The sequence below is a fragment of the Pelorhabdus rhamnosifermentans genome, from assembly GCF_018835585.1.
GTDB lineage: Bacteria > Bacillota > Negativicutes > UMGS1260 > UMGS1260 > Pelorhabdus > Pelorhabdus rhamnosifermentans.
The window spans coordinates 30370-42784 of sequence record NZ_JAHGVE010000019.1 but is presented as its reverse complement, the minus strand read 5'-3'; the positions used below and the strand labels follow the sequence as shown (position 1 = coordinate 42784).

At 41.1% G+C, this 12415-nt stretch carries 11 protein-coding genes; 3 read left to right on the top strand and 8 right to left on the bottom strand.

The features are described from left to right. The first annotated feature begins 67 nt into the window (after window positions 1-67). Genes araB through araD form a run of 3 tightly spaced genes read left to right on the top strand, consistent with a single transcriptional unit; the run spans window position 68 to window position 3985 of the window. Window positions 68-1744, top strand: a complete 1677-nt coding sequence (gene araB / locus Ga0466249_RS18755; protein ID WP_215831015.1) for a ribulokinase — start codon at window positions 68-70, stop codon at window positions 1742-1744. 51 nt (window positions 1745-1795) lie between these two features. After that, the gene (gene araA, locus Ga0466249_RS18750) at window positions 1796-3277 is read left to right on the top strand and encodes an L-arabinose isomerase (protein ID WP_215831014.1); all 1482 of its coding nucleotides are present in this window, start codon (window positions 1796-1798) and stop codon (window positions 3275-3277) included. Between the two features lie 15 nt (window positions 3278-3292). Further along, a complete protein-coding gene (gene araD, locus Ga0466249_RS18745; protein WP_215831013.1) occupies window positions 3293-3985 on the top strand; it encodes an L-ribulose-5-phosphate 4-epimerase in 693 nt (230 codons plus the stop codon). A gap of 108 nt (window positions 3986-4093) precedes the next feature. Here araD and dagF read toward each other — a convergent pair whose 3' ends face one another. The 8 genes from dagF to Ga0466249_RS18705 form a co-directional block, all read right to left on the bottom strand. Then, entirely contained in the window at window positions 4094-4840 is a 747-nt protein-coding gene (gene dagF / locus Ga0466249_RS18740) for a 2-dehydro-3-deoxy-phosphogluconate aldolase (RefSeq protein WP_215831012.1), read from the bottom strand. A 44-nt stretch (window positions 4841-4884) separates the two neighbouring features. After that, window positions 4885-5997 (bottom strand): DgaE family pyridoxal phosphate-dependent ammonia lyase, encoded by a 1113-nt coding sequence (locus Ga0466249_RS18735; protein ID WP_215831011.1) that lies wholly within the window; start codon window positions 5995-5997, stop codon window positions 4885-4887. A 46-nt stretch (window positions 5998-6043) separates the two neighbouring features. After that, complete coding sequence (locus Ga0466249_RS18730) at window positions 6044-6874, bottom strand: PTS system mannose/fructose/sorbose family transporter subunit IID (protein WP_215831010.1); 831 nt, start codon at window positions 6872-6874, stop codon at window positions 6044-6046. Continuing rightward, a complete protein-coding gene (locus tag Ga0466249_RS18725) occupies window positions 6871-7626 on the bottom strand; it encodes a PTS mannose/fructose/sorbose/N-acetylgalactosamine transporter subunit IIC (protein ID WP_215831009.1) in 756 nt (251 codons plus the stop codon). Before Ga0466249_RS18725 ends, Ga0466249_RS18730 begins: the two co-directional genes overlap by 4 nt. A 15-nt stretch (window positions 7627-7641) precedes the next feature. Beyond that, entirely contained in the window at window positions 7642-8130 is a 489-nt protein-coding gene (locus tag Ga0466249_RS18720) for a PTS sugar transporter subunit IIB (protein WP_215831008.1), read from the bottom strand. A 19-nt stretch (window positions 8131-8149) separates the two neighbouring features. Then, complete coding sequence (locus Ga0466249_RS18715) at window positions 8150-8572, bottom strand: PTS sugar transporter subunit IIA (protein ID WP_215831007.1); 423 nt, start codon at window positions 8570-8572, stop codon at window positions 8150-8152. 71 nt (window positions 8573-8643) lie between these two features. Further along, window positions 8644-11511 carry a transcriptional regulator DagR gene (dagR, locus tag Ga0466249_RS18710; protein ID WP_215831006.1) on the bottom strand — a complete coding sequence of 956 codons (2868 nt, stop codon included), beginning with the start codon at window positions 11509-11511 and terminating at the stop codon, window positions 8644-8646. 255 nt (window positions 11512-11766) lie between these two features. After that, window positions 11767-12414 (bottom strand): bifunctional 2-keto-4-hydroxyglutarate aldolase/2-keto-3-deoxy-6-phosphogluconate aldolase, encoded by a 648-nt coding sequence (locus Ga0466249_RS18705; RefSeq protein WP_215831005.1) that lies wholly within the window; start codon window positions 12412-12414, stop codon window positions 11767-11769. Window position 12415: the final 1 nt, after the last annotated feature.

Below are 12415 nucleotides of genomic sequence, written 5' to 3'. Positions count from 1 at the left end.
CAAATAGATGATTATTGACTTCTAAACGGGCGCTTGTAATTATTCACATAAAAAGGGAGGTTATTTTATGACAAAGTATACAATCGGTGTGGATTTTGGATCACTTTCAGGTCGGGCCGTATTAGTCGAAGTCGAAAGTGGCAGAGAATTGCTTAGCTGTATTTTTGATTATCCTCATGCTGTAATGGATAAAGAATTGCCTGATGGCACAAAGCTTGGCGTGGATTGGGCCCTGCAACATCCGCAGGATTATCTCGATGCTCTCTCCTATACGATTCCGGAATTAATTCGCCAGACAGGAATCTCGCCGAATGACATCATCGGGATTGGAACAGATTTTACAGCATGTACCGTTCTCCCAGTCAAAGCGGATGGAACGCCGCTTTGTTTTCTTGACGAATTTCGTTCCAACCCTCATGCCTATGTTAAATTATGGAAACATCATGCAGCACAGGATAAAGCGAATCAATTGAATGAAATTGCCCTTCAGCGTAAAGAAGAATGGCTGAAACGTTACGGCGGTAAGATTTCTTCCGAATGGGAAATACCAAAATTATGGCAGATTCTTGATGAAGCACCGGAAATATATGAAGCGATGGATTATTTTGTTGAAGCGGCAGATTGGATCATATGGCAGCTGACAGGGGTACAGACAAGGAATTCTTGTACGGCAGGTTATAAGGCCATGTGGCATAAAAAAGACGGTTATCCGCCAAAAGAATTTTTTAAGGCTCTCGATCCTCGCTTGGAAAATGTTATTGCCGACAAATTGAGTTGTCCCGTTACAGCCCTTGGTGAAAAAGCCGGGATGATTACTGAAAAGGCGGCGAAATTGACTGGATTAAAACCAGGAACAGCTGTCGCAGTAGGTAATGTCGATGCGCATGTGACCGTTCCTGCAGTAAAAATTGATGGCTGCGGAAAAATCCTGGCAATTATGGGCACTTCTACCTGCCATGTTTTGTTAAGTAATGAAGAAAAGATGGTTCCGGGTATGTGTGGTGTTGTACAGGATGGGATATTACCCGGCTTTTTTGGCTATGAAGCCGGACAGTCCTGCGTGGGTGATCATTTTGAATGGTTTGTAAAAGAATGCCTTCCTGTAAGCTATTGGGAAGAAGCACGCGAAAAGGCCATCGATATTCATCAGTTTTTAACAGAAAAAGCTGCGCGTTTATCTGCAGGTGAAAGTGGTTTGCTGGCCTTGGACTGGTGGAATGGTAATCGTTCCGTGCTTGTTGATGTAGATTTAACAGGAATGATGTTGGGTATGACCTTACAGACAAAGCCGGAAGAAATGTATCGTGCATTGATTGAAGCAACGGCATTCGGTACCCGAAAAATTATTGAAACATTCCGTCAATCCGGCGTTCCAGTCAATGAATTTTATGCATCAGGCGGTATTTCTCAAAAGAATTCCTTAGCTATGCATATTTATGCTGATGTCATTAATCTGCCCATCAAAATTGCCGGTTCTACTCAAGGTCCTGCACTTGGCGCAGCAATTTTTGGTGCTGTTGCTGCCGGTAAAGAAGCGGGTGGTTATAATAGTGTATTTGATGCAACAAAGAAAATGGGGAAATTGCGCTCGGAAGTTTACCTGCCCAATCCGAAAAATGTAGCTGTCTATAATCAACTTTATGCGGAATATCATGCACTACATGATTATTTTGGCCGTGGTACAAATGATGTGATGAAACATTTAAAGAAAATAAAAAAAGCAGTTGTACAAGATCAAGAGTGAAGATCATTACAGTAAGCACTCAGTAATGAGATATTTTAAGGGGGAGTTACGATGAAACAGTTAGAAAATTACCAATTCTGGTTTATTACCGGCAGCCAACAGCTCTATGGTGAAGAAACATTAAAAAAAGTAGCGGAACACTCTGCTATCATAGCCGAAAGTTTAAATGAATCTAAACATATTCCAGCAAAAATTTTCTTTAAAGTTGTTGCGACGACTTCCGATACGATTGAGCAGGTTATGGAAGATGCAAACTATGATAAAAAATGCGTCGGAGTGATCACATGGATGCATACATTTTCTCCCTCAAAAATGTGGATTCGAGGATTAAGTAAGCTGCAGAAACCTTATTTACATTTACACACACAATTTAATCGAGAGATTCCCAATGAAGCCATTGATATGGATTTCATGAATCTGAATCAGTCTGCCCATGGCGACCGCGAGCATGGATTTATTGGGACAAGAATGCGTTTAAATCGTAAAATTGTTGCCGGATACTGGGCGGATGAATCGGTACAGAAAAAGATCGGTGCATGGATGCGTACGTCTGTGGGAGTTTTGGCAAGTAAATCGCTGAAAGTGGCCCGTTTTGGCGACAATATGCGTGATGTGGCTGTCACAGAAGGGGATAAAGTCGAAGCACAAATCAAACTAGGCTGGTCAGTCAATACTTACCCTGTTGGAGATTTGGTTCCTTATATTGAAGCAGTCAAGAAACAAGAAATTGATGCACTCATGGAACAATATGAAAGTCAATATATCCTGCATACAAACGATATTGAATCGGTACGCTATCAAGCTCAAATGGAAATTGGAATGAAAAAATTTCTCTTGGAAGGCAACTTTGATGCTTTTGTCAATACATTTGAAGATTTGTATGGAATGAAACAATTGCCGGGACTTGCAACACAGCATCTGACCGCGCAAGGCTATGGTTTTGGTCCGGAAGGCGACTGGAAAGTAGCTGCACTGACGCATGTGATGAAAGCAATGGCGCAGGGGGCAGATCAAGGTACGGCACTTATGGAAGATTACACCTATCATTTTGCCGATCATGGTGAAGGACTAATTTTAGGTGCACACATGCTTGAAGTATGTCCGAGCGTTGCGGCCGAAAAACCACGGATCGAAGTACATCCGTTGGGTATTGGCGGTAAAGCTGCGCCGGCAAGACTTGTATTCCAAGGTAAATCAGGTAAGGCGATTACAGCCTCCCTGATCGATATGGGCGGAAGAATGCGTTTGATTGTCAATGATGTGTTGGCTGTAAAACCGATTATGCCAATGCCGAATCTGCCTGTGGCCAGAGTCATGTGGAAACCGCTTCCTAACCTTGAGACATCCGCTGAAGCATGGATTACAGCTGGCGGTGCCCATCACAGTGTCATTAGTTTTTCCGTAACAGCCGAACAGCTCAGCGACTGGGCAGATATGATGGGTATTGAATTCGTGCATATTAAAGAAAATATTGATCTAGATCAATTTAAACACGATTTAATGATTGCTGATCTTGTATGGAAATTAAAATAGAATCGGGAGGAAAAAATGCTAGAACAATTAAAAGAAGAAGTCTATCGGGCCAATATGATGCTTCCTGCTTATAAACTGGTAACCTTCACCTGGGGCAATGTATCCGCGATTGATCGTGAAAGTAATTTGATCGTCATTAAACCCTCCGGCGTCGATTATCAGGAGATGCAGCCCGATCAGATGGTTGTTGTTGATTTGAATGGAAATATTGTCGAGGGAAAGCTGAATCCCTCTTCAGATACGGCAACGCATATTGAACTTTATAAAGCATGCCCGGATATCGGTGGTATTGTACACACTCATTCCCGTTATGCCACAGCGTGGGCGCAGGCGAGAAAGGGAATCCCGGCGCTTGGCACAACTCACGCCGATGATTTTTATGGTACGATTCCATGTACACGAGCGATGACAGATGAAGAAATTAGCGGAGAATACGAAAAAGAAACGGGAAAAGTTATCACAGAAACATTTGTCGGTAAAAATATGATGGATATTCCAGGTGTGCTTGTCTATTCGCATGGTCCATTCGCCTGGGGTAAAAATGCCGCAGATGCTGTACATCATGCAGTTGTTCTTGAAGAAGTGGCATTTATGGCTTGGCATGCAGTGCTGTTGAACAATTCCGAACTCGACAGTATGCAGCAGACATTATTAGATAAACATTATTTAAGAAAACATGGTAAAAACGCCTACTACGGACAAAAATAACTACAACTACATTCATCGTCTTGTACAAATATACCCTATAGGTTGGATCTTTTTATGTCCAGCCTATAGGGTATATTTTATTTCAATATCTTGATAGAAAAATTGATATTATATTTTCTTAATCTCTTCATATATCTGCCGAACTATCTGAATCTCTGTGAGACCGGTTTTTTTATCAATGGCACTGCTATAAACATGCGGAATGACCTTTGGACACCCTGCATCCATGCATACTTTGACTATTTCACGAATGTTTTCCAAACCAATGCCTCCCGTTGGCTCCAATACTGGCATCCCCATTCTCACGCATGATTCAGCCACTGCTTTCAATTCTTCAATATGTTTTAGTCCTGCCATATTAAAAAATTTTATCGATTGAACGCCTACTTCCTTGAGCATCATCACAGCGGTATCAATATCGGCCAGAACCTCTGTCATTTTATTGCTTTCGGCACCAGTAGATATCTTGACCTTGCCAATCGTCCCGGTGGGACTGATCAAAGCATTGACGAAAGTATGATCGCAGCCTTTTCCTTTAAGCAATCCCACCGTGTAACCAGCCGCCGTATATACCTGATTTACATGCCCCGGATCAAGTTCGGCCGCTATGTCTGCAACAATAGACCATTGCTTCGGATCGCCAGCCCCCAAACCAATGGACAAAACGGGAATCTTTTTCAGGTATTTTTTGGCCATTTCTACTGCCTCAGTCATTGTAGCAAAATTTTTCGATAATAAGCCAATAACAGCATTTCCTTCCATAGCATCTACGACGTTCTTGGCATTTTCGGGATCTTTTGCCAGAAAATTTACAGCAACCCGATCTTGGTAAAAACTGAATCTATCCAGATACATAACACAGTCCTCCTTCTTCCACAAAAGTTTCTAATCAAACCACTCTATCTCGGGGAACGACTAATCTGCGCAACGCGATCCAAAATTATTTTCTCCTCTCCGGTCTGGAGTGGTCTGGGATCAAAGTGGATATAGCCTAGATTGGCATAATAATTTCTAGTATAAACGGCGGGATTACCACTTTCCAACGCATGGATAAATTCTAGCGCATTGATGCCCAGAACCTTTTCATCCACTTTCACTTTTAACCGATAAATTTCCCGCCCGGCTTCATCCTGCTCAACGACAGCGCTCAATCCGTTCAGCTTATTCATTTCAGCTTGCAAATAGTTTACAATCTGTTTCTGTTTTTCCGCCAATACTTTCACATCTTTTTTTTCATAGAGCTCTAATGCTTTTAACAGACCGATCATGCTTTCTTTCCCGACTTTCATAGCTCTGGCAATTCCCTTATACTGCTGAGAACATGCACAAATCCACCGCTCTTTCCCCGTTATAAAACCAGAAGTTGGACCTTCAATGGACTTGGCACCACTATAGATGACCATGTCGGCTCCCATGGCGACATACTTTCTCAAGTCTTCTTCTGCGGCAGCATCCACAATAATCGGTAAGTTGTTTTCTTGCGCAATACGAATCATATTGCCAAGAGAAACCATCCCTTTTTGGATGGCGTGATGCGATTTTACATACAAAAGTGCCGCTGTATTTTCATTAATATTCTCTTTGATATGATCCACAGACACCTGATTTGCTTGCCCTACCTCAACGACCTGCCCGCCACCCAGCTGAATCATCTGAATAACAGAAGCCCCAAAGTTCACTGCATGACCTTTTTGTAAAATGATTTCATTTTTCAATCCTTGACTATGGGGCATCTTCTCAACAAGAGTCAATTTGCCCTTCGTAATAGTAGCAGCCGTTGCAATCGCGATAGCCGAAGCTGCTCCAAGAGTCACACAACTGCCTTCCGCCCCAGTGTATTTCGATATCAGTTCTCCGGCCCGCACCATCAATTCTTCCATAACTACATAATTTTTAGATGCCTGATATATAGCCGTTGATACTTCATCAGCCAACGTGGACACTCCTAATATCGTCATCTTACCACTGGCATTAATGACTTTACGCAACCCGACAGACTCATAAATATTCACGGTATTCCCTCTCCCTGTTATACAGATGTGATGCTTGAACAATCCATTATAAGATTCCGAGCAAAGAACAGACTACACTAATCAAAATAATAGTCACTAAGATCCGGTTATAACGAGGGCCTTTGTGTTTCAAATACGCATAGATTCCAAATACCGCCAGAAGAGGCAGTAATCCCGGTGCCATCGAATCCAAAACTTCTTGAATCACTATTGGACTCCCCTCCAATAAACTGATCTTTAATGGAGTTGCAATTTTGATATAACTTGCAGATAACGCCCCCATCATAAATAAGCCCAAAACACTGGCACCGGTAATCAATTCCTTGATTCGCCCATCCTGCAGCAGCCCAATGATGGATTCCTTTCCCAACGTATAGCCTTTATGACAAAGCATATAGCTAATAGCTAGAGTAACTCCGGTATAAGCCACCAAGGGCATAATCCCCCCCATGGGATTCCCATTCATGGCAAGTGGAAGAAAAACAGCAATAATCAGCGGCATAATAGCACCCCAGACAACAGCATCGCCAATACCAGCCAGCGGTCCCATGAGCCCCGTTTTAATACCTGTAATAGCCGCATCCGGAACGTCTTCTTCTTTCGCTTTCTGTTCTTCCATGGCAATGGTTATACCGTGGATAATGCTGCCGACAATCCCCTCAGTATTAAAAAAGTTTAAATGTCGCTGCAATGCCTCACTCAAAGCTTCTTTTGTCGTATATAATTTTTTCAAAACGGGAATCATGCTGGCACAAAATATTAAACTTTGCAGACGTTCGTAAGAATTGGACAACTCAGCACCCAAATAATAGATAAACCAGACTTTAGTAACATCTCTTTTCGTAACTTTTGCTACGGGATTCTGTTCAGTCATCATGCCTTTGCGCCTCCGTCTTTGGATGAATTACCTCTATACAACAAAGCCAGACAAGTTCCAAAAATAGCAGCCGCCATAACACCGATATTCAAGAATTTCACAGCAAAGAAGCCGAGTATGAAAAACGGGATCAACTGTTTCTTGCCAATAACTAAAATCGTAATAGCAAATCCTAATGCGGGCAAAATCCCCCCCATGAGTTCAAATGAATGAGTTAACCACAGAGGCATCAAAGATAGGAATTTATTAACGACCGTATCACCGTAATAGGTTGTAGCGAAAACGATTGGAAAACGAATAACAAGCCCGGCCAAGGCAGGATAGAAAAAAGCACATAGATAAATTCCACGCAAATTGCCTTTCTCGGCATATCGATCAGCCATATGCACCCAGGCTGCGTTAATGGTGCGTCTTAATTGATCAACGAATATGCCAATCACGCCAAAAGGCACCGCTAGAGCAACCGCCAGATTCGCGTCCATACCCGTTTTTAGAGCAATTGGAATGGCAATGCATGAAGCTAACGCCGGATCAGATGGAACGTTTCCCCCCGGTGTAGAGGTGACACCCAGATATACTAACTGCACGCCCGCCCCGATGATCATCGCTTTAGACATATCCCCCAACAAAAGCCCCACAAACACCGCCACACAGACTGGCTGCAGCAACATACTGGAAAAGGTATAACCCAAACGAAGCCGAGAAAACCAATAGTACAACCCCATGCAAATAGCTACTTCCAAGGAATTCATTGTCAGTCCCCCCGCTTATTTATATTTGCTAAGAACTTGAGTAAAAGATTGTGGTTTGTCTTCAGGTATAGTTTGAAAAATGATTTCTACCTCTTTCGCTGCCAACTGTTTTAAGATTTCAACGTCAGGATCATCTAACGTAATATTCTGAAATACCACTTTACGCTTAGGACCGCCGCCCAAGCCTCCCACTTGCACCTTTTTAATTTCAAAACCCTTTTCCCAAGCAATGAGCAATGATGGTAAATCGCCAAACAATACTAAAACACGGCCTTTCCCAAACGCGCTATTCTGCCACTCTTCACACCCCTCATCAATACCATAACAATCCACTTGAATATCTGGCGGAGCGGCCATCATATAAACACTTTTCATAAAGGGATCTTTCGCCAACATATCGCTCATCACAACAATATGATTGGCATCGGTCTGGCTCACCCACTTGGTTACAACCTGTCCATGAATCAAACGACTATCCACTCTACATAATGCAATCGTTGCCAAAATATTTCCCTCCTCTAGTCTATTGAGTATTCTCTCGCCCTGCCTGAATCGTGGCAATAACATCTTTGCACCCCAGTTGTCCGGCAGAAATAACTTCCGCTAACGTTTCGGGATTATCCAATTTATCCAGAGACATAATCGCTTCAATCAACATGGGGGCATTTAAGCCGGCTGCAACATGGATATTGAAGTCCTGACTAAGCTGCGCTGCAACATTTGACGTAGTACCGCCGAATAAATCCGTGATCAACAAGGAATGGTCAGCCATTGCGGCTACCTTACTCCTGACTTTTCCCCGGTATTCGTCCAACGTATCCTGTGCAAGTAAAGGAATCTCTGATACACGTTCGGTATTGCCCAAAATCATTTTGGCACTTTCAATCAATTTCTCTCCCCATCCGCCATGAGTTAACAATAAAATTTCCGCTTTTTCGTTTCTCATACAACACCTTCTTTCCTGTATACCCTTAATATAAGCAAGCTTCGTGCCAAATTGTGTAACAAAAAAACACCCTAGGGTGTTTTCTTAAACAAGAGTTCATAAATACAAGCAATCTCACTATAAGAAAGTTTAATTCCATAGTGATTTTCAATGGTGGCGAATGACACTTTTATTACAGATAATACATCATTGTCGACTGAATCCGACTTTATCCGCTGATATTTTAAAGAACTTTTCGCTACAATAATTCGCTCAACCATACAACAACAATGAATCAAAAATCGTAATCTGGTTTGCTTGGAAAATTCCTGCTTCATTTTCTTACAAATTTCATTTAATACATCTTCCATTTCCTGCAGTATTTTTTGGGGATTTAATATCGTCAAATAATCAACAATACTTTGCAACGTAATGGAGCTAACAAAATTTTTCGTGATATTCTCTGTTCGATTCTCCAGATTATTTAGTTGATCCCGAATTCCAATAATATCGATAAGTAGATTAATCCCATTTTCAGAAAACAGTTCTTCCAAAGATATAAACGGAATATCCAAGAGATTAATTGTAAAAGTGCCGATGACACCAATAATTTCCTCATCTTCCCCAACTTGATCCAGTAACTTTTCTTGCGTGTTAATTAGATGATATTCTTTGGATTCAATTCTTAAATCGGCTGGCAGCAAATCCTTAAAAGTTTGTTCAATTAATATTTTTATTTTATTTGCTGTACCAATTCCGGTAACACAGGAAGTAATGAGGATCTTCGATTTCTTCTTCAGCAAATCTCTAGGCGGCACCACGAATATTTCATGCTTGTCAGACAACGCTGCAATATATCGCTTAATGTCTTGAAAGGTAGTAAAATCCCGCAAGAATTTTCCTGTAACTTCCAATAAAATTCCAGTTGTAATATTTTTGACTACGACAGTCTCCATGCGCAATTGCTTTTCAATAATCTCACCAAAAATCGTCAAGGAACCCATATCTACCAGAATAACAAGTTCCTTGTACTTTTTCTGCTTTACCAGTTCAATTAACTCCTCCAAAGTATCGCTGACAGATCGGTCAAGCGGCATATCAATAGCTTGTACAATATTGGTTTTAAACAAAGTATTAGCGAAATTCGCCATACTGGTAGCCGTAGTATCACCATGAGCGATAACGACAATACCATAAGTCATATTTTCTGTTGCCGCAGAACGATTATTGCATAATGCATTTAAAAATAAAGTCATAAAAATAAGTTCACTTTTGGGACAGGGTATATTTAAAACTTCAGACATATACCGACCGATTTCTTTCGCCTTTTCATATTCTTCCTGATACAACTCCATAATATGAGGCGTATTATAAATAGGCGGGTTAGTCCCTTTTTTCATATAGGCTAAAAAGGTATACATATGCAAATAAACATTATTTTTAGTGCTTTCATCCAACGTTCTTTCGGCAATCTCCTCAATTTTTCGGATTAATTTGCTGATTTTCCCAACCATAGGCTCTTCGATAAATTGTTCCACTTTGCGAATATTACTGGCATCCAGTTTATTATACGTATACTGAAACAATGTCGAAATTTTATTCTCCAGCAGTAACTTACTTTCAGCATGAGATACTTTCTTATCCCTCAGAGCATGATATTCCTTCATCAATAATGCGTAGAAATTAATCTCATCCTTTTCAATTTCTTTCAAATCGGCTTTTTTTACCGCAAAATTGCTATTTTGCGCAGTAATAAGGATAAAATTATTATTTTTAAATACAAACTCTAACGTTTCTTTTACCTTGGGTTCACGAAAGCGGACCGTTTCTGTCACAAAAGTGTCATCTAAAACAATCTCTGAAAATCCTTGTGTCATAACATTCAAAAATGCTTGCGCACATTTATATTGAATTTCACTTTTTAATGCCCCAATATTACCGTCAAAGTGATACGTCATCATATAATAGGCAAAGTCCTCGGTAAGATGGATATTCAGCTTCGTTTTAATACTTTCTTGTTGCAGAAATTTTAATATCATCTCCAGCCGTTCCTGAAAAGACCGCTCCTCCAAGGAAGGGATCTTAATAACCACTGGTATTCGTCTCAGAAATGTTTTTAAAAATGTAGCGGTAATATCGCACGTTGTTGCACCAATTAGCCTTACATTCACAGCTTGTTCTTGATTGGACGAACCCAATTTACGAAATGTTCCTTTATCAAGTAATGAAAAAAGCTTCTCTTGCCCTTCTGCTGGCAGTCGGTGGATCTCATCCAAAAATAAGAAACCACCATCCGCCTGCTGAACCAGTCCTTCTCTATCGGCAACGGCTCCTGTAAAAGCTCCCTTAGTATAGCCGAATAATTGTCCTGTCAGCAATTCCGGATTATTGTAATATTCGGAACAGTTAAAGTATACGAACGGAATTATCCCGCCCTTTGATTGATATAATTCATAATATTTGTGCATCAACTCAGCAAAATATGTTTTACCAACACCTGAATCCCCGCTAAGTAATACATGTAAGCCGTTTGGCGGATACAGTAGGGCTGATTTTGCTTTATTGATAGCATCTTTTAAACTTTGGTCATAGCCGATTAATTTTTTAAACGGATCATCGAGCCGTTCTTCCTGCGTTAACGGTGCATAGTTATTTAAATATCTCTGTCTAAGCACTTCTATCGATCGTATTTCCCAATATTCTTTGTCGATTGATAGGTTTAACAACGTCTCCACCTGTCTTTTATCAACAAACAAAACCGGTCTGCTTTTAATCTTAATCAACTTACCTTCCACATTCAGAAGATTTAACTCCTGACTAACCGTGTTGCGTGCGATATTTAAGTTTGCACTAATCAATTCGGCTGAATACCCAATAGACAAATCACCGAGCAGTGATTCTTTAGTAATTTGTCGGGACAATTTTTGGATTTCCTCATAAATTCGGTCTTTTCGTTTCATAGTTTCCTCCACCGCAAACAGACACATAGCCCACCCACTAAAAGTTCTCCAGTGAAAACATTCGTGAAACGAAACAGTAATCCTTCTCCTGCGTATTTGATTTTCACCATACCGTTAGCAAACTACAGTCTATATTTCGTATAATTTTAGTAACGCCTAGATTTGGTTCAATTAATCGGTAAATAAAAAGAAATCGTTAATAAAAATAAGCCGATCAAAGTTATCTTGATCAGCTTATTTTTATTAATAACTAAATTACATCATCCGCGCCTGTTTCACATTTTTCACAAGCTCCCTCGCCCTTGTAGTGACTCCCATGTAGTCGCCGGAAAGAGCGGAACCCGTTAAGGCACTGCCTACCCCAACGGCCACAGCACCTGCTTTGATCCACTCCTGAACATTGGAAACATCTACTCCCCCTGTCGGCATAAAATTCCCCTGCGGAAGCGGTCCTTTCAAGGCTTTAATGATCTTAGGACCAAATAACTCGCCCGGAAAAACCTTGATGATATCAGCGCCTGCTTCCATAGCTTCGATGGCTTCTTTTACCGACATCGCCCCCGGTAAAATGGGAACACCATAGCGATTGCATAATCTTACGGCTTCCTTATTGAATGCAGGAGTTACAACAAAATCAGCCCCGTTCAGAAGTGCAATACGCGCCGTTTCTGAATCCAGAACCGTACCGGCTCCTAACAGAAGTTGTTCCTGTCCGTAACTGTTCCGCAATTCCTCCATCACCTTGGCTGCGCCAGGTACAGTAAAGGTGATCTCAATGGCAAAAACACCGCCTAACATACAGGCTTCCGCAATTTTTTTAGCTTGTAAAGCTTCGTTGGCTCTGACAACAGCCACAACACCTACATCTGTTAATTTAGATAATACAAAGCTTTTCTTTAACATC